The following is a 24726-nucleotide window of genomic DNA, read 5'->3' on the forward strand; positions in this document are numbered from 1 at the left end:
GATACCCTTAGAACATTGCGGTTTGCCGATGAGTTGTGTCTGCCTGCATGTAACGGGACAGCTGATGGGCAACCCGCCTGACCATGGGCTTCCCGGATAGGTCTTCCATAGGTTTGATACCGCCTATGCTCAGGGTATTGACTTCAGAGAGGACCCTTAGGCCATCATCGTTGACAAGGGTGTCCATGCCAAACATCACGATGCCTTTGGGCAGCAATCCCTTGGATAATTCACGGGCCATCCGGCGTTCCCGCTCGTCGGGCTCGGAGAGCACTGCCTGTCCGCCCTGAGCTGCATTACAGAGCCAGGAACCCTTAGGGGGCATACGGAGCACCGCGCCTAAAATCCGCCCGTTGACGACCACTATACGTTTGTCGCCCTTTTTGACGTTTTTCAGAAAGCGCATGCCGAGGAAGCCGCCCTGTTCGAACCCGGTTTCCAGCACATGCCGATAGGCCCGCAGGCTGACGGGTTTAGGCTCGTTGTAGACTTTGCCATTTTTGATTTTGAGAATGCCTTGCCCGCCATAACTGTGCAGGGGCTTCAGTACGATAGGGTAGCGCGACTGCATTTCCCATACATCTTCCATAGACTGACAGAGCTGTACATCCGGGCTCCACTGCGGGAATTGGGTCAGAAAAGCCTTGGTGCTGGTCTCCACGATACCTGAAGGGCGGTTGAAGATGCGGTTTTCGGGGTAGACGGAGCAAAGGAATTCAAAGAAGCCCTCGGGGATAGGGTGAGGCAGCCGCAGCCATATCCAGTCATAGTCATTGAGGTTGGCGGGAACAGTCTCCTGCTGAAACCGATAGGCAGCATGGTCAAAGTGCATCTCCCCGTCTAATGCCCAGGCGCGGACCTGAGTGGAAGTGTAATCAGTGAAGAAAGCAGCATTAGCCGAATTGCCCCGGCTGGCCACGTGGACGTGAGCAATGCCCGATTGCCGGCGAAGGGCGCTGCACAGGGCGTAGACGGAGTTATGCTCCGTGTGGTTGCGGTGATCGGTGAGGACCAGCACGCTTAGTTTTCTGTTCATTGTTATCATTTGCGCATTGATCACGCAAATCGGGGTCAAATTGTATTACTTTCCGGAAAAAAGCAAGCAAAAAACACAAGGAATTAGTTGGGGTACAGCATTAACAGGAGAACGCTTTTGCCATACCTTTGTCAAACCTGCCTTACCACTGCTCTTTCAGCGGGAAGGGCAGTGGGTTTCGTTACGGATCAACCTACAAACGGATTCAAATTCCGTACCTTTCACCAAAAGGGAAATGCATGAAGCAATCGCCACTACTCGTTCTGTTTGTCACCATTTTTATAGACCTGCTGGGCTTCGGGCTGATCATCCCTATCCTGCCAATTTATGCCAATGAATTGGGGGCTTCGGGTATGGTTATTGGTCTGGTAGCAGCGAGTTTTTCCTTTATGCAGTTTCTGGTGGCCCCCTTTTGGGGGAATCTGAGTGACCGCAAAGGCCGGAAGCCCATCCTGCTCATCAGTATTTTTATCACCGGATTGGGGTATGTGATCTTTGCCCACGCTGCCAGCCTTTTTCTGCTTTTTGCCGCTCGTATTATTGCGGGTATTGGCTCAGCAAACATTTCCACTGCCCAGGCTTATATCAGTGATATTACACCGCCCGATAAGCGGGCGAAGGCCTTTGGGATTATCGGTGCAGCCTTTGGGTTGGGCTTTATTTTCGGGCCGCCCCTCGGTGGTTTTCTGAAAAGTAACTTTGGGATTGAATACGTGGGCTACGTTGCCGCCGCGCTTTCCGCTATCAATCTGCTGATGGCCTACTTCCTGTTGTCAGAGAGCCTAGACGAACCCAAATCAGAGAAAGGGCCGCTCTTCGAGAACCCGCTGTCTGATTTCCGTTACGGGCTGGGCAAGCCGGTGGTCAGTGAGCTGTTGATCATTAATTTCATTTTCATCACGGCCTTTTCGCTCATGACGGTCTCGGTCACGTTGCTGTGGGAGGAACACTACGGGCTGAATGAAGAGCAGGTGGGGTATACCTTTGCTTTCCTGGGTGTCATCACGGCCATCGTTCAGGGGGGACTGGTCGGCTGGGCTTCGAGGACCTTCGGCGACCGCACTCTGCTGGTTGCCGGGTATGTACTGATGTTCTTTGGGCTGACGTCTCTGCCCTTTGTACCAGTTAAATATTTTATCCCTCTTGAGCTGTTGGCCATCGTACTGATTGCGCTGGCGAATGGTGCACTGACGCCTACGATCACCTCTCTGTTATCTAAAAACTCCTCGGAAAAAGAGCAGGGGCGTATTCTGGGGCTCGGGCAGTCAGTTAGTTCTCTGGGCAGGGTCGTGGGGCCATTTCTGGGGGGCTGGCTGTACGGGCTGCACTACCAATACCCCTACATCGGCAGTGGGTTCCTGATGATCGTTTGTTTGCTGCTGGCCGTGCGGTTGGTCCGGGGACGTTTGTCGCCGGGGTGACGGTTCACCGTGTTCATTGCTTAATGCCCATGTTTTCCCGGTCGCCTTCTATTCCAAAACCGACGACCTCTTCCTCGTCATTCAGGAAAAACTCCCAGGACAGGTTCTGGCCTTTGAAGTAGAAGGTCGTGTCAGAGGAAGGGATGAGCTCCTCTTTACCCGGAATCGCGTCAGGCCTTAGGAAAAGCCTGCCCTCCGAAGTGGAGATATGGATGAGCCCAAAATTGGAAAGGTAGCTTCCGGTATACTTGTCGTACAGGGCGGTATCAATATTATACCTTAATCTTTTTTGAGGCAACACGTAGGGCTCCCCTTTGCGGATGGCCCGGACTATCTCGTACACCGCCTGATGGTAAACATTTGATCCCACATGCAAATAAATGAGGGTTTGCTGGTCGCTTAACTGGCGCTGAAAGCTTGCCCGCATGCCCGGGCCGTCACCTACGTGATAGACCTCCCGTAGCGTATCGCAATTCACGATCCGCCATCCGAAGCCATAGTTGCTGTAGGTGCCGTCTTTCAGCCTCATGCATTTAAAGCCTTCGTGTAATTGTGCCTGACTTAAAAGTTGCCCGTTATATAGTGCCTGATCGTAGAGGAATAAATCTGTGGCTGTAGTAGCCACCGTCCCCGTACCATAGGGCCGGAAGAAATGGTCTGCGGTAATCGGCTTCCCTTTTAGGCTGTCCGGTAAAAAAGGCGCTGTTTCTTGGGTATGGCGCATCCCAATGGGCTGAAAAATCCTTTCTTCCAAAAAGGTCCCGAAGGGAAGGCCTGAAACGCTTTCCACAATTACAGCCAGCAGAATGTAATTGGCGTTATTGTACTGAAAGTTGACACCCGGCGCACCTGCTTCTGGCTGATGCCGCGCGACAAGGTCCAGAATGCCCGGATTGCTCATCACCGTAGTGGTGTCTGCGTGTTTGAGCGCAGTTTCTAAAAAGCGGGGCAGCCCGCTTGTCATGGTGAGCAGGTGCCGTATGGTCACACTTTCGTACGGGAGCTCAGGTATGAATTTGCGGACACGGTCCTCATACCGAAGCTTCCCTTCGGCTTCAAGGAGCATCACCGATAGGGCGGTTAAGGATTTGCCCACAGAGAACACAGGTAGGGCCGTATCTTCAGTTAGGGTTTGACTTTCTCCGTCTACGTGCAGGTCTCCATAGGCCTCATTGAACAACACTTTGCCTTTTTCAGCAATCAGTATTTGTCCGTCAAAAAAGTCTTCTTCGGCAAGGAGGTGCATAACCGAATCGAGCGCTACGGTCCAGTCCTGCGCGATAACTCTGGTGCCTCCAATCAGTATACAACCTAGTAAAAGGGCTCTGTACTTCATTTCCACTGCTTGTCGTTTTAGACTATGTTGATGCGAAACAGTGGCTGTTTGGTGTGTAGGTGATACTTTGCCTGTGCCTAAGAGTGGGACAAAACAGCTTAAGGACATTAGAAGCATTCTTAATCGAGGCTTAAATGAAACACTGGATTTTGCAGCAGAATCAGAAAGTGAGCGCTTTGCAACCTAAAATGAATGGCGCTGTCTTTTAATATTAAAGACAACATAGAAAACTATGAAAACCGCCACTGCCCTTTCATTTATATTGACCTTCTGCCTGCTGCACCTTGCCTCCCTAAACGCTCAGGGCACTCAATACCGTCTGAGCAACCGTTATCAGGCAATGGGGCCGGATAATGACGCCTACTTGGGCGTTTACCTGAATTCAATCGGGCCGGAGAAAGCCCGGGCACTGGGCTTTGAAAACCTGTACGGCAGCTATATTCGAAAAGTGATTTCCGGTACACCTGCAGACCGGGCCGGGCTGCGGGCACTGGATTACATTTATGGTGTGGATGCCTACCGAACCGGGGCGGAGCAATCCCTTTCCGATATCCTCGACCGCTATAATGCCGGCGACCGGGCCAAATTATACGTGCAACGGGGCACTGACCGGGTGAGGCTGGACATTATTTTCGGCAACCGGAATGAAGAACGCCGCATTATCTCGGTTACTCCCTGCCAGGACCCTTTTCTGGGCGTGATGAAAATGAGCAAAGCGCCTCAAAAGGAAGGGATCGTCGTTCAGGTGGTGGAGGGCTCCACTGCTGATCAGATGGGGCTGGAAAACGGAGATGAAATCCTGCGGATCAATGGCTATAAAATTCTGGACTGGACCGATCTGACCTACGCCATCAACGACACGGAAGTAGGCTCGGATATTGAAATTGTAGCCTGGAGGGGCAAAGGCCGGGTTGAACGCTCCCATCCCATTCAGTCGCGTTGCGCTTATGAAGAAAACAAGGCCACCGCTACTGTACGTACTACCGAAAAGCAGGAGAACAAGTATTTCGATACCTACATTAAGGGCCGGAACGGGCGTAAGCTACTGAGTCAAAGCATGGACCGAAACGATGTGCAACAGGCTAACCGGCAGTATGGGCTTAATCTTAAAACAGATCAGTCCCTGGCGGTCGGTAACTTTTACTTTGGTGCCGATTTTGATCAGGAGGTGCTTGAGGTGAGCTTCAAACTGCCGGACAGCGGCCCTACTCGTATAAAGGTATTCAATACCCAAAAGCGAGTCGTTTATGATTTCGACCTGGGCAGTTTCTCCGGCACCTTTAGCGACCGGACCAACCTTCTGAAGAATGGCTCCGATGATTACTTCCTTGAGGTTACGCAGGGAGGGAAGAGTCAGGTCAGGAAGATAGAAATCCGGCAGTAATCACACCTCTTTGGCCGGGATCCGCTTTTTTAGGTCGCGGTTGACGGCAATGCTGGCATTCAGCTCAAAGCCAATGAGCAGGATGAGGGAGTTGATTTGTATCCAAAGCATCAGCGCAATGATGGCGCCTAGTGAGCCGTAAAGTTCGTTGTAGGTGTTGAATTCATTGACATAAAAAGAAAAGGCCAGAGATGAGATGATGCATAAAATAGTCGCCAGCGTAGTCCCCGGCGAGAAGATGGCAAACCGGCGTTTGGCAGCCGCCCCATAACGGTAGATTAGGGCAATGCCCATGTAAAACACCAGCAGAATCGCTACCCAGCGCAGCAGCTGAATGGTGATGTTGGTGAAGCTGTCCAAAGGAATAAAGTCATTCAGCAGCCCCAGTAGGAACTCGCCCAGGATGATCAGCACCACAGCCGCAATCAACAATACGCCAATCAGAAAAGTCAGGCCTATAGCAATGAAGCGCTTCTGGAATGCATTCCGGCTTTTAAAGGTTTTATTGTAAGACTTGTCAAAGCCCCGCATCAGTGCAATCATGCCATTGGAAGCAAAGTAAATGGCAAAAATAAAACCGATACTGAGCAGCCCGAACCGAGGGTTGTTGGTGATGTCGTCCACGAAGGAGAATAGGCGTTCACCCGTCACACCGGGAAGGATGCGCTGTATCTCCGTACGCAGATAAATATCAAAATTCTCTCCTTCTGGTAAGTATTGTATCAATGCCCATTTGAAAATAGGGATAAGCGTAAAGAATGCAATCAGGGACGGGAAAATGGAAAGAAAGAAGTTGTAGGCAATGGCATAGGACCGGGTAAAAAGGTCGTTCCGCTTCAGCTCATTCTGAATGAACACCAATACATCGTATATCGGGACTTTAAAAAAGCCCGGTAAAGAGTTGTGCTGTGACCATTCTATCACCTGCTTGACGATGGGCAGGTGGAACAACCACTCCTGAATCGCTTCTATGTCTATCTTAGGTTTCTTCAAAGTAAAGCTTCAATTGCTTGACCAACATTTCAGGTGCCGGAATGGTTTTGCCCGACGCTGCATCCACAAAGCACAGCTTCACGGTAGCCCCGTTGACGAGCTTGCTGCGCTCATTGAACAACTCCATGTGAAAAGTGATGAAGCGGTCGGGTAGCTGCCGCAGCGTTGTAAGGATGGTCAGTAGTTCGTCGTAATGGGCGGGCCGTACATAGCGGATGTTCATGGAAACGACAGGCATCAGTATGCCCTGCTCTTCTTCCATAGCTTTGTAGGTCAGGCCCAGCGACCGCAGCATTTCCACCCGGCCTATTTCGTAGTATTGCGGGTAGTTGCCATAGTAGAGGTAACCCATCTGATCGGTTTCGCCGTAGCGTACCCGCTTTTTGAATTCGTGGCTGTACATGTTTTTGTCGTGCATTAACGGGCCCATCGGTTGACAATTTCCTGCACCGAGCCGGTATAGCTGCGGCCAAACAAATTGACGTGGACCAATAAGTAGTAAAGTTGGTAAAGCCCGGCGCGTTCTCTGAATCCGGGGGCGGTAGGGTAGGCCTGCTCGTAGGCTTCGTAGAATGCCGGTGAAAACCCGCCAAACAGCAATGACATACCAAGGTCCATCTCCCGGTGGGCATAGCTCACGGCCGGGTCAATCAGGACCGGTGTGCCATCGGTGGCAGTCAGAAAGTTGCCGCTCCAAAGGTCGCCATGCGTCAGGGCAGGTGGCTCTTGGGGGCAAAGATCGGGCAATCGTTCGTACAAACGGCTGAATTGCGCCTCTGCTCCCGGCCATAGCAAATTCTGCTGTACGGCCCTGCTGACTTGCGGGCGGAGGCGTTCCTCCCGGTAAAAGTCGGCCCATTTGGCATGCTCGTGGTTGCGCTGCGGCAAACTACCGATGAAGTTGTCCTGGTCCAGCCCAAAGGTGTCGGTGGTATGCTGATGCAGCCTGGCCAGCCCTTCGCCAAAGACTTGCCAAAAAGCAGGGGTTGCACGCCCTTCCTCAACGAACGCCAGCAAAAGGTAGCTCTGCCCGTCCACCTTGCCCTGCCGGATCACTTCCGGCACACGCAGCGGGCCCGCCTGCCCGAGCCGTTGCAAACCATAGGCATCAGCAGCCATCATGGCACTGGCCTGAGGGGCATCATTGACCTTCAGGAAGAAGTGGCCCTTTGAGGTTTCCAGGCGGTAAGCAGCATTAATGCTCCCACCACTCACCGGCCGGCTGCGCTCCACTGGCGATCCGATAGCTTGAGTACAGACTTGCAGGATAGGGTCTGTTAACAAGATTTACAGGCGGTTTTTATTGACAATATCGAGGAGCTCGTCCCGGTAGTTTTTACCGATAGGGAGGTGCTTAGCCTGTCCTTTCTCTACTACTTCCACCATATTGCCCACCACCGCATCAATGCGCTCAATATTTACGATGTAGCTCCGGTGGATGCGTTTGAAAATGCCCTGAGGCAGTTTGTCTTCCAGGCTCTTCATAGTCTGCAAAGTGATGACCCGGGAATTTTCCTGCCGGATGATGACGTAGTCTTTTAACCCTTCGATATAAATGATATCGTGATAGTGGATTTTGACCAGTTTCTTATCGGCTTTGACAAAGATGTAGCCGGGGTCATCGGCAGCAGCGGGTGTAGCTTCGGCAGCATTGCCTTTTCGCTTCAGTTCAATCTGCTCGATGGCTTTGTTGGTGGCTTTCATAAAGCGCTCCAGAGAAATAGGCTTCAGCAGGTAGTCCAGTGCATTGAGCTCAAACCCTTCAATAGCGTAATTGGGATAGGCGGTGGTGAAGATGACGACCGGTGGTTTGTTCAGCGTTTTCAGGAAATCCACGCCGGTAAGCTGTGGCATCTGAATATCGAGGAACATGAGGTCAACGTCTTTAGACTTTAGTGCCTCGTTGGCTTCCAGGGCATTGCTGCACTTTTGGACGAGGGTTATTTCCGGAATCTTTTCGATGTAAGTCTCCAGCACGTCCTGTGCCAAAGGTTCATCATCGACAATGATTGCATTGATCATACTTCCAATTTTTTGGTTTGAGGCTCGATGTCGAGCATGAGGTTTACAGCGTAAGTGTTAGGGCTGTCTTCTATATCTAATTCGTAATGGTCTGGGTACAAAAGCTTGAGGCGCCGGTGGATATTTACCAGGCCGATACCACCACTGGGGCGGCTGGGGTCCCGGCTGGGCGGCGCATCCGACTTGCTGTTCTCAATGTAGAAATGTACGTTATTTTCGTCAACATTCAATACGATATTCACAAAGCCTTCGTCAATGCGGCTGCTCAGTCCATGCTTAAAGCTGTTTTCCAGGAATGGGATGAACATCAGGGGCGCGATTTTCTGGTCGCTGATGTGGCCGTTGACTTCAAAGTTGATTTGGGCGTTCTTGCCCTGCCGGATGCGCTCCAGGTCCAGGTAGTTGCGAATGTAGGAGACCTCCTTGCTCAAGAGGACCTGCTTTTCGTTGCACTCGTAGAGCATGTAGCGCATCATTTCCGAAAGTTTCAGCACGATTTCCGGTGCCTCGTCCGACTTTTTCAGGGTCAGCGCATAAAGGTTGTTGAGGGTGTTGAAAAGGAAGTGCGGGTTGATCTGCGACTTGAGGAAGCGCAGCTCGGACTGCATAGTCTGGGTCTGCAACTCCTGTTTTTCGCGCAGGTGCCGCAGCCAGTCGGTGATGATTTTAAAGACCGTTGAAGAACCGGCAATAAAAAAGGTCAGCAGAAAATACCAGTTCATATTTTCCAGCAGGTCGGCCTGCAACTGAGGCAATTTGCTGAATTTGAAGTAAAACACGAGCACTTTCAGGGGGGTGATGATCAGCGTGGCCAGGATGAGCAGCCCACTGTAGGTCAGGAATTTCTTCTTAGTCAGGTAGTTGGGGATGAGGTAAAGCAGGTTGAAGTAAACGATAACGCCGTAAAAAAGGATATTGATCACTTCATTGCTGAGTGTAAACCAAAAGCCTTGCCGGGTATTCTCAAATACCGTCAGCAGCAGCAGCACCATCAGCCAAAACAAGCTGTGGTATACTTCACGCCGGGTGAGTACCTGGTAGATACGGTCGGCTCTGGAGGTCTGGAAATGTTTTTCCATAGTTATTGCTGCAAGTCTGCTGGTCGTTATGCTTTCCGAAAATGCATTGCCAATATACAGCTAATGCCCGTTTGGCATCAAAAAATGTAGACAGATTAAGGCTGTGCATCGACTTTGTACGGGCAGGCCACCAAAGAAACAGAAATATTTGTACTTTTGCGGTTCTGTTGAAAGACCTTAAGAGAATCGACAAAAACTGCAAAAGCCACTATGGTTTATCTGACTAGAAGAGAGCGGTTTAACGCCGCCCACAAACTATGGGTCGATAGCTGGAGTGAGGAGAAAAACCAGACGATGTTTGGCAAATGCTCCAATAAAAACTGGCACGGTCATAACTACGACCTGTTCGTAACCGTCAAGGGTAAACCGGACCCGGTCACCGGATTTATTGTGGATGTCAAACAGCTGAGTAAGCTCATCAAGTCGTCGATTGTGGATAAAGTAGACCACAGCAACCTTAACCTTGATGTTGATTTTATTCCTGAAGGCATGCAACCAACAACTGAGAACCTCGTCATCCTGTTCTGGCAGCAATTGGAGCCCCTGCTGGAAGGCTGTCAGCTGCACTGCATCAAGCTGTATGAGACCGAAAATATCTTCGCTGAATACTACGGCGAGTAGCCTTACGGACAACCCTTTGCTGTTATCGGCGTTCTTCTTAAGAATCAATTCAAACAGGCATGTCTTTTCAGAAATCAGAGGAATACGATCAAGCAACCACTCAAGCCCTGACGGACCTTTACCAATCTGCCATAGGGCAATTGGGAGAGGATGTAAGCCGCGAAGGGCTGGTCAAAACGCCAGAGCGGGCAGCCAAGGCCATGCAGTTCCTCACACAAGGGTACGAGCAAGACGCAGAGCAGATCCTGAAGTCTGCCATGTTCCGGGAGGAATACAGCGAAATGGTGCTAGTGAAAGACATCGAATTGTACTCCCTGTGCGAGCACCATCTGCTGCCATTTTTTGGAAAGGCACATGTTGCGTATATTCCCAACGGCTATATCGTAGGGCTGAGCAAAATTCCACGGGTGATCGATGTGTTCGCACGGCGGCTGCAGGTACAGGAGCGCCTGACGGATCAAATTCTGCATTGCATACACGAGACCCTCAATCCGCTGGGCGTCGCTGTAGTGATTGAAGCCCGCCACATGTGCATGATGATGCGCGGTGTGCAAAAACAAAATTCCGTAACGACGACCTCTGCCTTTACTGGCGAATTCCAAAGGGCGGAGACCCGGGCAGAATTTTTAAACCTGGTCAGTGCTAATTTGCATTAATACCACGCCCGTATGGGGCCACGCCTGTATGGGACATAATCAGAAAACTTCAAAACGAAATAAACCATGAAAGCCTACGTTTTCCCAGGCCAAGCTTCTCAGTTTGAAGGTATGGGCAAAGACCTGTACGAAAGTAGCGACCTTGCCAAAAAGCTTTTCGAGCAAGCCAACGATATCCTTGGTTTCCGCATCACAGATGTGATGTTTGAAGGCTCCGCTGAAGACCTCAAACAGACGCGGGTGACGCAACCTGCGGTGTTCCTGCACTCCATTGTAAAAGCCAAAATGGCGGGAGACGAGATGAACCCGGGCGCAGTAGCCGGGCACTCCCTGGGCGAGTTTTCTGCTCTTGTAGCCGCCGGTGCCCTGAGTTTTGAAGAGGGGCTCAAGCTGGTACAGGGGCGTGCTCAGGCTATGCAAAAAGCCTGTGAAATGCAGGAAAGCACCATGGCTGCCATCATCGGCATGGAAGACGAGGTAGTGGAGCAGATTTGTGAGGGCATTGATGCGATTGTGGTCGCGGCCAACTATAATTGCCCCGGCCAGTTGGTGATCTCCGGCTCTGTGGAAGGTGTGAATCAGGCCGTAGAGGCACTAAAGGAAGCGGGTGCCCGCCGCGCGCTCGTGCTGCCGGTAGGTGGGGCATTTCACTCTCCGCTGATGCAACCGGCTCAGGACGAACTACAGGCGGCTATAGAGGCAGCAGCCTTTCAGCAACCGGTTTGCCCGATCTATCAAAATGCTACCGCCACCGCCACAACCGACCCGGAAGTCATCCAGAAAAACCTCATCGCTCAGCTGACCGCCCCCGTACGCTGGACACAAACCATGAAAAACATGATCGCAGATGGCGTCACCGAGTTTATCGAGGTCGGGGGGAATGGAAAGACGCTCCAGGGTTTTGTAAAGAAGGTCGACCGGCAGTTCCCTACAAGTGCTTTGTAGTATTCAAAAAAATGACTTCCGGCTGAACCAATTCCCGTCCACGATGGGTTCATTTGTAATGAAAGCACAATTTTATGGTTAGCAATCAAGTGAAAAACGGGCAGGTCTTACTGGCAGAGCCCTTCATGTTAGATCCGAATTTTAAGCGCGCTGCGGTACTCCTCTGTGAGCATGGTGAGGAAGGCAGCGTAGGGTTCATCATGAATAAACCACTTGATATGCAAATCGATGCCCTGGTCGAGTCCTTCCCGGAATTCGAGTCCCGGGTCCTCTACGGCGGTCCGGTACAGCGCGATACCATCCACTACCTGCACACGGTAGGAGATTTGCTGGAAGGCAGCCGCCCGGTCGGCAACGGTATCTATTGGGGCGGTGATTTTGAGAAGCTGAAATTTTTAGCGACCTCACAGCTCATCGAGCCTAAAGATATCCGCTTCTTCGTTGGCTACTCCGGTTGGTCGGAAGGTCAGCTCGATGATGAAATGACCCTCGGCTCCTGGGTGGTGGCAGACATGCACGCCAACTATCTTTTCAATATGGATTCCGGCCAGGTATGGGAGCAGGCGATGTACAACAAAGGTGATGCTTATACGGTCATCGCCAATATGCCGGAGTTCGTTAGCTGGAATTAGCCTCTTCTTTTATACCCGCCGTCCTAAAAAGAATAAGCCCCCTTCGGCTGCCAAAATGGTACTGAAGGGGGCTTCGTTTTGTTTTAATGGATCTTGTATTTCTTACGGGTTGTCCACGCCGGTGGCTTCATCCGTTTCTTCTGAAACCATTTTATTCGGTTTAGCATTGTTCAGCAGTTCCATGTAGCGGTCGCGCTGCAGCCCAAACTGAGACAGCTCTGAATCCGGCAGGGGCTTAGCAGGTGGGAATTTCATATTCAGGTGGTTGACCTGCTTGCCGTCCTTCCAGAAGCGGAAGCAAACGTGAGGGCCTGTAGCCAAGCCTGTAGAGCCCACATAGCCAATCACCTGCCCTTGCTTCACATGGGTGCCGACACTGATGCCCTTGGCGAACTTTTGCATGTGCAGGTACTGCGTTTCGTAGGTTTTATCGTGCTTGATCTTTACGAAGTTGCCGTTGCCCTTGGTGTAGGACGCCCGGGTAACCACACCGTCACCCACCGCGTAGATAGGCGTGCCGTAAGGCGCAGCGTAGTCGGTGCCGTAGTGCGGGCGGCGACGCTTCAGAATAGGGTGGAAGCGGTTGAGGTTATAGTAAGAGGAAATCCGGGAGTATTTCACGGGCGACTTGAGGAAGCCCCGCTTCATCGGGCGGCCCTCTAAATCGTAGTATCCTTCGTGTGCTTCATCTTCGCTCTTGTAGTAAATAGCATGGTATTCGTTCTCGCCTGTTTTGTAGTAAGCCGCGTGGACTGCCCCGATGCCTACTTCTTCCCCATCAATAAACTCGCGGTCAAAAACGAGTTTGAACTCATCGTTCTTCTGTAGATGGTGGAAGTCAATCGACCATTGCAGCGCACCCTCCATTTTGGCAGCGAGCTCGTAGCTCAGCCCCTGCCCAACGATGGCGTTCCAAAGCGAAGACTCCAGCTTGCCCGCAACAGAGCCTTGCTGGGTCTCCACAATACGTTCTTTGCGCTCCACCTTGTAGTCGCCGGAGAGCTCGAACACCACGTATTCGTAGTCGTTGGGCTCATAAACCATGTAAAGCGGCTGCTCAGTACCTGGCTTAGAGAGAATGGTATAAGGTTTGCCTACCCGGAGGTGGCGAACATCAAAAACATCCTCCATGTTAGCGACCAGCTTCTCAATCGAAGGGTAATCGAGCTGCTGACCCAGGAGGATGTCGGCTAAGAATTGTCCGGATTGAATGGTATTTTCTTGCAGTTGCAGCGTATCAATAGCAAAGCCGTACTTCATGGTAGGCACTATGGTCGGGAAAGCGCTAAGCTCCACTGGTGCTTCTGCTGATGATAGCGAAGCCCGCAGCCCTTTTTTGCTATTCAGCTGGGTAGCGGCATAAAAAATAGCCGTGCCCGCAAGGAGGACGGCAACTGATAAAGCTGAAATATGTATGGTGCGTTTATGCTGTCGGTAAAAGTGGTTAATCGATTCTGGTAGATCCACGATGAAGTAGGTTTGATGAATAAATGGTGTGCTACAAATACGGCATACCCAGCCAGTATTGGGGGTGAATGCGGTAAATAGTTGCTAAAGTTTTTGGGATGAGAACCATGGGATCAGAAGGTGCTGAATGTTTTTTGCACCTGCAAATATAGAAGCGGCGGCAAGTTGCGCCTAATAATAATTGTTAAAATTACAAAAAATGGAACTTTTTGTTCAGCTCCCCGTATAAAAACTTTTGCGCCGTTTCTTTTTCTCCAACTATTTATATCCTTTTTGGGCGCTTTTCTAATCATTTCTACGGAATTCCCTACCTTTGCGGGAAATTACGAAACCGGATGGCAGACCAATCGAAATACGGGCAACGGGGCGTCTCAGCAACTAAAGATGAAGTGCACGCCGCTATAAAAAACCTGGATAAAGGCTTGTACCCGAATGCTTTCTGCAAAATCCTGCCTGATGTGGCAGCCGGGAGCCCGGAGCACTGTACCTTGATGCATGCCGATACCGCTGGCACCAAGGGCAGCCTCGCCTATATCTACTGGAAAGAAACCGGTGACCTCTCCGTCTGGGAAGGCATTGCCCAGGATGCGATGGTGATGAATCTGGATGACATGGGCTGTGTCGGGTGCACCAGCAATATCCTGCTTTCCTCGACGATTGGCCGGAATAAAAACCGGATTTCGGGCGATGTCATCAGCACCATCATCAACTTTACCTCTGCCTTCGTGGAGGAGATGCACAGCCATGGCGTGGATATTCACCTGGCAGGCGGAGAAACAGCCGATGTAGGGGATATCGTACGCACCATTGATGTGGGTTACACCGCTTTCGCCCGGATGAAGCGCAGCGACCTGATTGTGAACAACATTCAGCCCGGCGATGTGGTTGTTGGCCTCGCCTCCTACGGCCAGGCTACCTACGAAAAAGCCTACAACGGCGGCATGGGCAGCAACGGGCTTACGAGCGCCCGCCACGATGTTTTCAGCCACCGTTATGCTTCCAAATACCCGGAGAGTTACGACCCCACTCTGCCCGAAACCGTAGTCTATGTGGGTTCCAAAGGAGTAACGGACGAAGTGAGTATAGGAAACGGTCAGAAGATGACAGCTGGCAAGCTGGTCTTGTCGCCCACCCGGACTTACCTCCCTGTGATTGCTCAGCTATTGAAGCACCTGAAGTCTTCCATACACGGCATGATCCACAATACCGGTGGAGGGTTGTCAAAGGTGGTCAAGTTTATTGATAACGTGCGGGTCGTCAAAGACAACCTGCTTCCCTTACCGCCCCTCTTTCAGATGATCCGGGAGGAGTCCGGCACTGACTGGCAGGAAATGTATCAGGTATTCAATATGGGGCAGCGACTGGAAGTCTATCTCCCGGAAAGCGAAGCCCAGGCGGTCATCGATATTGCCAAACAGTTTAATATTGATGCTCAAATCATTGGACGCGTTGAAAAGGCCGATCAGCCAACGGTAAGGGTGGAAAGCCCATACGGCACCTTTGAGTACGACCACTGATTCATACCTCTAACCCCAAGATCTCAAATGCCGAAAAAATCCAACACCATTCACTTTGAACAGGCATGAGAAGAGTTACCAAGCAACAGAAAGTTAAAGCCATTACAGAGATTCTGGAATCTTACTACCCGGAAGTTCCAGTCCCGCTAGACCACAAAGACCCCTATACCCTCCTGGTAGCCGTATTGCTATCGGCTCAATGTACCGATGAACGGGTCAACCGCATTACGCCCTCGCTTTTTGAACGGGCGGACAACCCAAAAGACATGGCACAGGTCCCCGTAGATGAAATACGGGAGATTATCCGCCCCTGTGGTCTCTCTCCCCGGAAATCAGCTGCCATCAGCGAACTGTCAAACATCCTGGTAGAAAAATACGGAGGAGCAGTGCCCGAAGATATGGAGGCGCTGGAGGCATTGCCCGGCGTAGGCCACAAAACGGCCTCCGTGGTCATGGCCCAGGCTTTCGGAGAGCCTGCCTTCCCGGTTGACACTCACATCCACCGCCTGGCTTACCGCTGGGGGCTGAGCACCGGTAAGAATGTACAGCGTACGGAATATGATCTCAAACGACTTTTTCCGAAGGAGCTATGGAACAAGCTGCACTTGCAGATCATCTTTTTCGGAAGAGAGTACTGTCCGGCGCGGGGGCACGACCCCAGGGAATGCCCGATTTGCAGTCAGTACGGCCGCAAAACCCTGTTTAAGTAAAAGTTAGCGATTGCAATAACCCGGTCATTTAGGGCATAGGGTAGTAACCAACTCCGGGCTTGGCTGTTATTGTGGAAAAAAGAGATATCATGTTCAAAAAATATTTCGGAACCACCATACAAGCCCTTCGCATATTGGCTTTATGGGAAGGCGTTTCCTTCCTGCTGATCTTGTTTTTTACTATGCCGCTTAAGTATATGGCAGGTATCCCTGAGCCCAATCTTGTGGTTGGAATGGGACATGGCTTCCTTTTTATTGGCTACATTACGATAGTGATACTGGCCCGGTCAGAATACAGGATGAGCCTGGGGCAGACTTTTTGGTCGCTGCTTGCTTCCATTGTGCCATTCGGGACCTTTGTGGCGGACAGCAGAATCTTCAAGCCCATACAGCAGCAGGTTCAGAACGGGTAGCCAAAGCCCAGGTTGAAAGCCACGATGTCCCCCAGGCGCAGGTCCACGCGGTTCCCATCCGGCCTGAAGTCCCGGAACCAGTAGTTCTGCCAGTTGGCGGGGCTATCGGGCTCATTGGGGAATGGGGCGGCATGCCGGAGTTTCACGCCCATGTCCAGCCGCAGAATGAAGTAGGAAAAGTCGAGCCGCAGCCCGAAGCCGCCGCCTATGGCGATCTGCCGGTAGAAGGGTTCATTGGTGTAGGAAACCCGCTCTCCGGATTCCTGGTCCACACAGGTATAAGTTTTGCCCCTTAGTAAAAACTGAGAACCGCAACGGTTGGGGTCCCGCCTCAGGGTCCACACATTCCCGGCGTCCAGAAAAAACGCCCCATTCATCAGCCAGAATATTTTGAACCGGTATTCCAGATTAGCTTCCAGTTTGAGGTCGCCGGTCTGGTATAGCCGGGTGTTGTTTGCACTTCGCACTGCCAGAGTGTCTTCATACGCGCCTGGCCCGAGCCCGCGGGGTGCCCACGCACGTATGCTGTTGGGCCCGCCGGCAAAGAATTGCTTTACATAAGGCACGTCGGTGGTGTACCCAAACGGCCGGGCTACCCCGATTGAAAACCTGGCGGCAAAACTGTGGCTGGGCCGGCTTTGCCAATACCGCCTTAGGTCAATTTGCGTACGGGCGTACTGCGAAAAATCCACGCCCTGGCCACCGCCCAAATTGAGGCGCAGGGTATCCGGCTCCAGGGAAAAGCTATTGTAAATCGCATTGCCTGCCCAGATTTCCGCACCCGCCAGCTCCAGGTTGAAGCCCAGGTAGTAAGAATTGCCCCGTCTGTTGGGCCGGGAGTTGTACACGTAGTTCATGTCCCGGAAAAGCAGGCTGACAAACAGCTGCTCGCCAAAGGAGCGCTCCAGGAAGGGGTTGAAAGCGAGCAGGGAGTCAAAGTTGGCCTCAGTCGTAGGCAGCAGGTAATCAATACCCACATGGTTGAGGATAAACCGCTTGTTGTTGGCAGGTTGGTGGTCAAAGCCGTAGGTACTTGTAAAGAGGTTGTACTGGTAAAAATCCAGGATCAGCAGGTAGTTGTAGTTGGCGGATACGCGGGTGGACGCATTTTCCTGAAGCGATTGGTAAAAGCCTTCCCTAAAAAAGACCGACGATTCCTTTTTGCCCAGCCGGGCCCGGTCGAGCCGTCGCCAGATGCTCAGATAGTCAATAAACCGGGGCAGGTAGAGATTAGTCTGCAAGCCGAGGTCTACGGTATTCCAAAACTGCCCGGCAGAGATGGCTTGCGGAGCCGGGTTGAATTCCACACCGGCGTTGAAGTCCGTGATCAGAAGCTCCGCCCCGCCAAATACATTCCGGTGGCGCAGCGATGGGCTGACCGTAGTGCCAATGAGGTTGCCAATGCCCGTAGCGCTTCGGCTGGCGTAGTTGAACTCCAGGTCGGCACCCACTTCCAGGCGCTTATTTTGCGTCAGCTCAATGCGGATGTCCAGCCGGTCCGGGTAGAGCGAATCAATGTTTTGTTTGATCCGGACAAAACGGAAGACCCCCAGGCTATTGAGCTGTTTGTTGGTCAGGTCATAATCGGCCTGACTATAGAGTTCGCCCCGCTTCAGGTAGATGGATTCCACAACGGTGCCTGGGTCTACCCGAAAGTAAAGGTGGGAAGTGCGCAGGTGAATGTTGTTGATGAAGGTGTCCACCAGGGTGGAGTCGCCTTGTCCGGGGATGTAGTCCAAAAAGACAGTGATATCATCAATATGGTATTGCTGATGGACAGTATCTTCAGCGGGGGGCAGGACTTCCAGCCGGAGTGCTGCCTGTCGCCCTTCCACCGTGGTATCTGCATCCAGGGGCGCAAAGTAATTGCTGAAAAAGTAGGCATAACCGTTGTTGCGCAGGTAGCTGGTAATACGCTTCCGTTCCTTATCATAAAGCTGCCCATCAATTGCAGAACCCGGCTTCAGGTAACTACGGGGGGCGATGGAGCGCAGGATGCTGTCCACCGTGGGGTCTTTACAGGCAAACACAATAGTGTCTACCCGGTACTGCTCATTGGGCGTAACGTGGTAGGTAATGTACATTTTTTTGCGCCTGACCAGCGGGTCGGAGTAGACTTCGGCATCGAAGTAGCCCTTGTACTGTAGGTAATACCGCATGGACTGTTCGGTGGCCTCGCGCAGCGATGGATCGTAAATGGCGGGGGGCTCACCGATCACCCGCCTGAGCAGCCGGTCAAACTTGGTTGTATCGCCGGGCCCGTTGGTGACGAAGTAAAACCACTCCCGCGGCATGAAAAAGAACCGGTTGTTTTTGGTCTGCTTGTACAGGGTGGACAGCTCATACTTCATATTGCGCTCCCGTTCCAGCTTGTCATCCGCATGCAACTTAATGCTGTTGCCGCGCAGCAGGTATTCATCCGCCGCCAGGTACCTGGAGGAATTGCAGGAGGAAAAAGACAGCAGTGCCAGAACGGCACCGATTAAGTATATTGTGCTTTCACTGCTACGCATGGGCATTTTGATCAACAGCCAAAAAACGTTATGCCGGTTTCTAAAAATACGATCAAATATATACAATCACTTCGCCAGAAGAAGTTCAGGCAAAAGTATGATAAATTCGTTGTAGAGGGCGATAAGATGGTCCGCGAACTGTTGGAGCACCGCTCCGAATGGGTGGAAACCCTCTTCGCACTGCCCCGTTGGATGGAACATTTGCCTCCGCAGCAGTGGCCACCTGACCTACAGGCGCTCACCGTCTCTGAAAATGAACTCAGCCGCCTTTCCCTGCTTAAAACCCCTAATCAGGCGCTGGCCCTCGTGCGGCAGCCCCGCTATACCCTCCGTGCGGCAGACCTTACAGGAGGGTTGTCGCTCTACCTCGATGACCTTCAGGACCCCGGCAATTTGGGCACCCTTTTGCGACTGGCAGACTGGTTCGGTATTTCAACGGTGATTTGTTCGCCGAATTGTGTGGAGGTCTTCAACCCTAAAGTCATACAGGCGTCCATGGGCGCGTTTCTACGGGTCTCCACCATCGTTGCCGACTTTGAAGCCGTCCTCAGCACCGCCCCCGGCCTGACTATCTTCGGTGCAGATATGGAAGGGGAGAGCATTTTTCAGGCCGATCTGCCCAAAACTGGTGTACTGGTCATTGGTAATGAAGGCGCAGGGATCACGCCGGCAGTCATGGAACAGGTGACGCACCGGGTGTCTATCCCCAAAGGAAAGGGCGGTGGCGCAGAGTCGCTGAACGCGGCGGTGGCGGCTGGGATTATTATTGGTGTACTGCTGAATTAGGCGGTGGCGGCTGGGAAAGGCTAAGCCGGAGGCTGAGGTTCAGGATAAGATTGAGCAGACCAGGGGAGTGTCTCCAAAGGGCACGACCGCTTTGCAATCGACTCGGGTGGCTGCCGGATAGCTTGCTATCCACCCCCTGAAGCTACTGCTTGGTACTCAACCTCAACCTAATCCTTAACCTGCCCCAACGCACCTTCAAAAAAAGCCATCCAGGCAATACCTGAATGGCTTTTATCCAGACTAAATTACAGCCTGCTTACAGGAGTTTCTTCAACTCCGCTTCGATTTGTTCCGCACCACGGACGCTGGTAGAAACAATCCGGCCCTCCTTGTCAATCATGAAGGCACGCGGGATGCTGCGCACACCGTAGAGAGCGGCAGCCTCAGACTCCCACTTTTTCAGGTCGCTCACGTGGTACTCCCACTTCAGGTTATCCTGTTCAATGGCTTGTACCCAGCGTTGCTTCTGGTTTTGCAGGTAAGTTTCGGCCTCCATTTCAGAATTCATACGGCTGCGGGTACGGGCGTCCAGGCCATCCAGAGAAACGCTAAAGACGGTAAAGCCCTGATCCTTGTACTTGTCGTAAACGGCTACTACATTCGGGTTTTCCCGGCGGCACGGGCCACACCAGCTTGCCCAAAAGTCGAGCAGTACGATCTGACCGCGAAGGTCAGACAACGCATATTCCTTCCCATCCGGGCTTTTCATTTTGATGTCCGGCGCCATTTGGCCGACCTGAATCAGCTCCTGTGCCTGCTGCTGCATATACTGCCGCTCCACGGCGGTGAGGAAAGCACCGTAGTTGGCACCCATCTCCGAGTTGGGGATGGCCTCGTTGAGGCGGCGGAGGGCATTCTTCTGCGTATCCAGAAACTGCCCGTTAGAACCCAGCGAGCGGTAGGCGACAAAAGCGCCCAGCACCGGGTTGGAAACGGAGTCGACAAAATTCTCAATATCAGAAGCCTGATACTCCCGCTTGAAGAGGCTGTTCATGGTATGCGCCAGGATTTTGGAATCCGGAGCGCCCTCAATATCGAAGTTGAAGGTTTGGATATCGTTGAGGTCGCCCTTGAGCGTGACCTGCTTTTCGCTCCCATCAAAGACCAGGTTGAAATTCTTGGCACCAATGCGCATTTGGTAAACCCCTGCCTCAATGCCTTCCGGGAATTCCATTTTGAACTGCCCGTTGGCATCCATATCCGCTTTCGCTAAAACATTGCTTGCTTTGCCGATCTTCACCTGATCGAGGTAGACCTGCATATTCGCTGCATTCTCAATCTGCCCGTCGATAACGGTACCTTTGACCTCAGGGGCACACTGCCAGACGGCCAGGGACAGGAGGGTTGCCATTAGGGTAATTCCAATATTCTTCATGCTCGTTACGAGTATTTTGATTCGGTAATGATTACTTGTTGCTACTGCTGATTTCAGCTGATTTTCAACGCCACAAAGATAAAAATAGTATGGAAAATTGGGATTATGGGCGGATAAATCGGTGGGGTCGCACTGTGGACCAACCTGAACCTTGCAAGGATTTTGGTACTGTGGTGTTTTCCCGCCGTCGCCTGTGGCTTTGGCGGGCGGTGGGTTTTGTGGTTGCGGGCGTTACCGGTCGGAGTAGCAGTCTCGCCTGGCGCACTCGCTGTCCGACGTAGTTTAAAACGCCAATACTGGCCCGTATGGGAAGTCGGTCCTTTCGACGGGCGTGCTTGGAGACGGCACTATTTTTTTAGGAAGGAAAAGAATAAACTTCCACCCCCGACCCCCGCCAGGAAGGAAATGTAAAACTGTAAAACGCTTAATGTAAAATGTAAAATGTAAAATGGGCGAGCAGTGCCGTTGGTTCAGTCTTGGATTTTGAGCAGTGCCGGTTGGCTGGTCAACGGAGGCGGTCGCACAGCGGCCGTTCCATATGGAGGCGCTTCATGGTGCTTAACCTTTACCTCGACTGGACTGCCCTCGGGACCAACCTGAACCTTTTCTATGAAAACAGTCAAAAATCGTATCTCACACGGTAAAATATAGGGTTTTGAGCCAAATGGATATCCTTTAATTGACGAAGTTTTGCTACTTTTCAGAAAAGTGAAATGCAGGACTTATGGTTCGTTTATGTTTTTTGCTGCTTGCTTTGATGGCAAGGCTGCTGCCCGCACAGCCTATTTTCTTTGATGGGTCCGCCAGTGCCGGCATCGGGCATCCTGGCCGGAACTTTGGCGTCGCCTTTGGTGATTACGATGGTGATGGGGCCGATGATATCTACATCTCCCGCCACAATGCGCCCAATCTGCTTTACCGGGCTATCGGTAATGGACAGTTTGTGGAAGTGGCCGCTCAGGCAGGCATTGCGCATGTGGGTACGACCAATGTGAGTTCCTGGGGCGATTTCGATAATGACGGGCACCTCGATCTTTACCTGGGTAACCGGGATGAACCTAATATTTTGTACCGCAATAATGGCGATGGCACCTTCACCGATATTAGCGTAAGTGCAGGGGTCAACTCCGGGCATCGCACCCGGGCGGTCCTCTGGGGAGATGTGGACCGGGATGGGTATGTCGATTTGTACGTAGCCAACCTTGCCGCGCCCAATTACTTGTACCATAATAACGGTGATGGGACCTTCACGGATATTACAGTAGCTGCCAATGCCCAGGACTTTGGCATCGCCATGGGCTCCCTGTTTTTCGACTACGATAACGATGGTGACCTCGACCTTTACCTTACCCACGATGCCAATCAGCCCAATATCCTGTACCGCAACGACGGGACCGGGCACTTCGAGGACGTCTCGGTGGCCGCCGGGGCCAACATCGCCGCTCAGGGCATGGGCGTAGATTTTGCAGACATCAACCACGATGGCTTCTTCGACCTGTACATCACCAATCTGTATGAGAATGTCCTGCTGCTCAGCGATGGGGATGGCACCTTTACGGAAATGGGCAGTCCGGCCGGAGTGGATGACCTGGGCATGGGCTGGGGCACGGTCTTCCTGGATTACGATAACGATGGGCACAGTGATATTTATGTGTCCAACGATACCTACTTTGCCCCATTTGATAACCTGCTGTACCGCAATCTGGGGAATACGACTTTTGAAGTCGTCAGCGAAGGGACGCCCCTGTCGAGCCCGATGGCCGGCTACGGCGTCGCTACGGGTGATGTCAACTCCGATGGGAAACCAGATTTGCTGCTCGTCAATGCCGGATCTCAGGATGGCAATCAGCTTTTTCTGAACAGCACCGAAAACGGGCACCACTTCGTCAAAGTACGCCTGCGGGGCACGGAAAGCAATACTGCCGCTATCGGTGCGCGGGTCACGTTGGAAGCCAACGGGCAGGTGCAAATGGATGAAGTCTGCGCAGGCATGGGCTATGCCTCCCAAAACAGTTTCACCTTGCACTTCGGGCTGGGGGACGCCACGCTTATCGACCGGTTGTCCATCCGCTGGCCGAATGGGGCGGTGGAAACTTATGAAGGGCTTGCGGTTGACCAGCATTACCACATTACAGAAGGGGAGGGCGTAACCACATCCGCCTTTGGTCGAAGGAAGGCTATACCTGGACTTCGGGCGTGGCCTAATCCTATACAAGATGAGTTTTGGATAGAATACGATATGCCCAACCGGTCCGGAATATTGCAAATGCAAGTTCTCGATATTCAGGGGCGATGTATAGCCACCTTGCCATCGTCGCATACTGACGGCTCAACCGGGCGGTTTCAGGTATCGGCATCAGGCTGGCCGGCTGGCTTATACCTTATTGTATGTTGTAGTGAAGAAGGGGTAGCGCTTAAACGGATTGTGAAACAGTAAGTGTATGGTAGTCAGCTGTAACGCCATAAAAGGACAGAAGCGCACAGAGGTCTCCCGAAATAATTGAGTGCACTTAGATCGGTTTGCTTCGTATTCACGGGGAAAAGGAGCCGCAGCAATTTTTTGGTTACTGCAGCTCCTGAAAATTCCCCATAAAATTAGCTTTAGGTAGTAGTGGGCTGATAGCCCATTGGTTAAGCATAGGGGGGATTATGGAGCAGTAGTGCATGATGTGCCAGCGATATGCACCGGTGTAATCCAATCTTTTTAGTAAAACACTTTTCGCTTTTTTGGTGTGACAAATTTACGGTCCGGGCCTTCACAGCTAAAGGAACTGAGGGGGGAGAATGGATGCAAAACGAGTGACTATCGGAGCAATGCAGGTACTACCAGTTTTTGATTTCCTGGTAGTACCTGCATTTTTAGCACCTCTGAAATCTTACCTGCTAATCATCAACCGCTTTGCATCCGGGTACCTATCAATTTTTAACCAGTAAATGCCTGCGGGCAGCCCGTCCACATCCAGTTGATGCTGCGTATCTCCATGAGGCAGTGCCCATGCCCTCACAGCCCGCCCCAGCCCGTCCATCAGGCGGGCCTGCGCCGGCGCTTCCAGCGGTGCGCCCAGCGATAAAGTGGCCGACCGGGAGGCAGGGTTGGGCCAAAGCGCCAGCTGCCCGGTGCCAGAAGCGCCAGTAAGCTCCATGGCCGGGCTGCCCCCAAATTCAGTGCTGTTGGAAGCGCCTATGGTCGTCACCGGGCCAATCACAGCTACTGCCGCTCCGCCAGGCGTGCTCGTGAAGGCCCCAAAGCCCACTTCCACGCACTCCTCCAGGTGGTCTTGTATTTGAGTGATCAACTGCCAGCCACTCCCGCCGGGGATGCGGTAGAAAGCCTGCAGCAGGCCGTTGTGCCGCCGCATGCCCAGCGTTGCCGGGGTTGCTACCGCTTGAAAGGGCGTAAAGCTCTTGCCGCCGTTCGGCTGCAGGCGGCTCTCCCAGCGCAGCAAAGGCGTCAGGTTGGTAAACAGCCCCGCCATGGGCGACCCGGCCGCGCTGCTGTTGCGCATGAATATGCCTGCATACGTATCCGGGCCTACCGATTGTACCTCCGCGCGGATGCCGGACCCTTCGCACAGCTCCTGCACCACGCCCGCCAGCTGGTCTGTATTTCCGGAAATGGGGTTGTAGCCAGTGGTATTAAGGGTGAAATGCCCTTTGGACGGGCCGCCCGTGGCACAAGGGTCGTAAGCATAGGCGCTGCTGCCCGGCACCATGCCGATATCTGCTGTGCCCCAGGGCGGCGGGATGCTCTCGCTGATGAGCACTTCCACCTGCGCCGTGCAGCTGCTGTTGTTGCCATGTATATCAGAAGCCGTCAGCT

Annotated in this window: 22 protein-coding genes; 11 read left to right on the forward strand and 11 right to left on the reverse strand. The window is 52.4% G+C overall.

All coding sequences use genetic code 11. The features are described 5' to 3' along the window. Positions 1 to 7: 7 nt before the first annotated feature. A complete protein-coding gene (locus MRY86_RS22520) occupies positions 8 to 1036 on the reverse strand; it encodes a glutathione synthetase (protein ID WP_293564108.1) in 1029 nt (342 codons plus the stop codon). 128 nt (positions 1037 to 1164) lie between these two features. On the opposite strand from MRY86_RS22520, the gene MRY86_RS22525 reads away from it, so the two are divergent. Then, positions 1165 to 2457 (forward strand): MFS transporter, encoded by a 1293-nt coding sequence (locus MRY86_RS22525; RefSeq protein WP_293571958.1) that lies wholly within the window; start codon positions 1165 to 1167, stop codon positions 2455 to 2457. A 13-nt stretch (positions 2458 to 2470) separates the two neighbouring features. Here MRY86_RS22525 and MRY86_RS22530 read toward each other — a convergent pair whose 3' ends face one another. Continuing rightward, positions 2471 to 3793, reverse strand: a complete 1323-nt coding sequence (locus MRY86_RS22530) for a serine hydrolase domain-containing protein (protein WP_293563546.1) — start codon at positions 3791 to 3793, stop codon at positions 2471 to 2473. A 232-nt stretch (positions 3794 to 4025) separates the two neighbouring features. Here MRY86_RS22530 and MRY86_RS22535 point away from each other — a divergent pair, with 232 nt between their 5' ends. Next, positions 4026 to 5177 carry a PDZ domain-containing protein gene (locus MRY86_RS22535; protein WP_293563547.1) on the forward strand — a complete coding sequence of 384 codons (1152 nt, stop codon included), beginning with the start codon at positions 4026 to 4028 and terminating at the stop codon, positions 5175 to 5177. Here MRY86_RS22535 and MRY86_RS22540 read toward each other — a convergent pair whose 3' ends face one another. The 5 genes from MRY86_RS22540 to MRY86_RS22560 are packed head-to-tail and all read right to left on the reverse strand — an operon-like array spanning position 5178 to position 9271. Continuing rightward, a complete protein-coding gene (locus MRY86_RS22540) occupies positions 5178 to 6170 on the reverse strand; it encodes a YihY/virulence factor BrkB family protein (RefSeq protein WP_293563548.1) in 993 nt (330 codons plus the stop codon). Continuing rightward, on the reverse strand, positions 6157 to 6588 hold the full coding sequence (locus MRY86_RS22545; protein WP_293571959.1) for a thioesterase family protein: 432 nt from the start codon (positions 6586 to 6588) through the stop codon (positions 6157 to 6159). Before MRY86_RS22545 ends, MRY86_RS22540 begins: the two co-directional genes overlap by 14 nt. After that, on the reverse strand, positions 6588 to 7454 hold the full coding sequence (locus tag MRY86_RS22550; protein ID WP_293563550.1) for a fructosamine kinase family protein: 867 nt from the start codon (positions 7452 to 7454) through the stop codon (positions 6588 to 6590). Before MRY86_RS22550 ends, MRY86_RS22545 begins: the two co-directional genes overlap by 1 nt. A 3-nt stretch (positions 7455 to 7457) precedes the next feature. Next, on the reverse strand, positions 7458 to 8192 hold the full coding sequence (locus MRY86_RS22555) for a LytTR family DNA-binding domain-containing protein (protein WP_293563551.1): 735 nt from the start codon (positions 8190 to 8192) through the stop codon (positions 7458 to 7460). Further along, a complete protein-coding gene (locus tag MRY86_RS22560) occupies positions 8189 to 9271 on the reverse strand; it encodes a histidine kinase (RefSeq protein ID WP_293563552.1) in 1083 nt (360 codons plus the stop codon). The genes MRY86_RS22555 and MRY86_RS22560 overlap by 4 nt, the downstream gene beginning before the upstream one ends. A 210-nt stretch (positions 9272 to 9481) precedes the next feature. Here MRY86_RS22560 and MRY86_RS22565 point away from each other — a divergent pair, with 210 nt between their 5' ends. The 4 genes from MRY86_RS22565 to MRY86_RS22580 all read left to right on the forward strand — a co-directional run bounded on the left by MRY86_RS22565 (position 9482) and on the right by MRY86_RS22580 (position 12125). After that, on the forward strand, positions 9482 to 9892 hold the full coding sequence (locus tag MRY86_RS22565) for a 6-carboxytetrahydropterin synthase (RefSeq protein WP_044222600.1): 411 nt from the start codon (positions 9482 to 9484) through the stop codon (positions 9890 to 9892). Positions 9893 to 9951: 59 nt separating this feature from the next. Then, entirely contained in the window at positions 9952 to 10548 is a 597-nt protein-coding gene (gene folE / locus MRY86_RS22570; RefSeq protein WP_293563553.1) for a GTP cyclohydrolase I FolE, read from the forward strand. A gap of 66 nt (positions 10549 to 10614) precedes the next feature. Beyond that, positions 10615 to 11493: an ACP S-malonyltransferase gene (gene fabD / locus MRY86_RS22575; RefSeq protein WP_044222603.1), complete on the forward strand. Its 879-nt coding sequence runs from the start codon at positions 10615 to 10617 to the stop codon at positions 11491 to 11493. Positions 11494 to 11567: 74 nt separating this feature from the next. Beyond that, a complete protein-coding gene (locus tag MRY86_RS22580; RefSeq protein ID WP_044222605.1) occupies positions 11568 to 12125 on the forward strand; it encodes a YqgE/AlgH family protein in 558 nt (185 codons plus the stop codon). Positions 12126 to 12227: 102 nt separating this feature from the next. Here the strand turns inward: MRY86_RS22580 and MRY86_RS22585 are convergent, their stop codons facing one another. Beyond that, entirely contained in the window at positions 12228 to 13592 is a 1365-nt protein-coding gene (locus tag MRY86_RS22585; protein WP_293563554.1) for a peptidoglycan DD-metalloendopeptidase family protein, read from the reverse strand. 335 nt (positions 13593 to 13927) lie between these two features. Between MRY86_RS22585 and MRY86_RS22590 the strand changes: the two genes are divergently transcribed. From MRY86_RS22590 to MRY86_RS22600, 3 genes are all read left to right on the forward strand, one after another. Further along, positions 13928 to 15109, forward strand: coding sequence for an AIR synthase-related protein (locus MRY86_RS22590; protein WP_293563555.1), 1182 nt, complete (start codon positions 13928 to 13930; stop codon positions 15107 to 15109). A gap of 65 nt (positions 15110 to 15174) precedes the next feature. Then, positions 15175 to 15819 (forward strand): endonuclease III, encoded by a 645-nt coding sequence (nth, locus tag MRY86_RS22595; protein ID WP_293563556.1) that lies wholly within the window; start codon positions 15175 to 15177, stop codon positions 15817 to 15819. Positions 15820 to 15908: 89 nt separating this feature from the next. Beyond that, on the forward strand, positions 15909 to 16232 hold the full coding sequence (locus MRY86_RS22600) for a DUF3817 domain-containing protein (RefSeq protein WP_293563557.1): 324 nt from the start codon (positions 15909 to 15911) through the stop codon (positions 16230 to 16232). On the opposite strand, the gene MRY86_RS22605 is transcribed toward MRY86_RS22600, so the two are convergent. Beyond that, complete coding sequence (locus MRY86_RS22605; protein WP_293563558.1) at positions 16220 to 18745, reverse strand: BamA/TamA family outer membrane protein; 2526 nt, start codon at positions 18743 to 18745, stop codon at positions 16220 to 16222. The genes MRY86_RS22600 and MRY86_RS22605 overlap by 13 nt on opposite strands. A 30-nt stretch (positions 18746 to 18775) precedes the next feature. On the opposite strand from MRY86_RS22605, the gene MRY86_RS22610 reads away from it, so the two are divergent. Then, positions 18776 to 19531, forward strand: coding sequence for an RNA methyltransferase (locus MRY86_RS22610; RefSeq protein WP_293563559.1), 756 nt, complete (start codon positions 18776 to 18778; stop codon positions 19529 to 19531). Between the two features lie 256 nt (positions 19532 to 19787). Here MRY86_RS22610 and MRY86_RS22615 read toward each other — a convergent pair whose 3' ends face one another. Then, positions 19788 to 20906, reverse strand: coding sequence for a TlpA disulfide reductase family protein (locus tag MRY86_RS22615; RefSeq protein WP_293563560.1), 1119 nt, complete (start codon positions 20904 to 20906; stop codon positions 19788 to 19790). Between the two features lie 724 nt (positions 20907 to 21630). On the opposite strand from MRY86_RS22615, the gene MRY86_RS22620 reads away from it, so the two are divergent. Beyond that, entirely contained in the window at positions 21631 to 23343 is a 1713-nt protein-coding gene (locus tag MRY86_RS22620; RefSeq protein WP_293563561.1) for an FG-GAP-like repeat-containing protein, read from the forward strand. Positions 23344 to 23782: 439 nt separating this feature from the next. Here MRY86_RS22620 and MRY86_RS22625 read toward each other — a convergent pair. After that, positions 23783 to 24726 (reverse strand): T9SS type A sorting domain-containing protein (locus MRY86_RS22625; RefSeq protein ID WP_293563562.1); only part of this gene is annotated, 944 nt, incomplete at its 5' end.

This window comes from Phaeodactylibacter sp. (assembly GCF_022763345.1).
In the GTDB taxonomy this organism is placed as follows: Bacteria; Bacteroidota; Bacteroidia; order Chitinophagales; family Saprospiraceae; genus Phaeodactylibacter.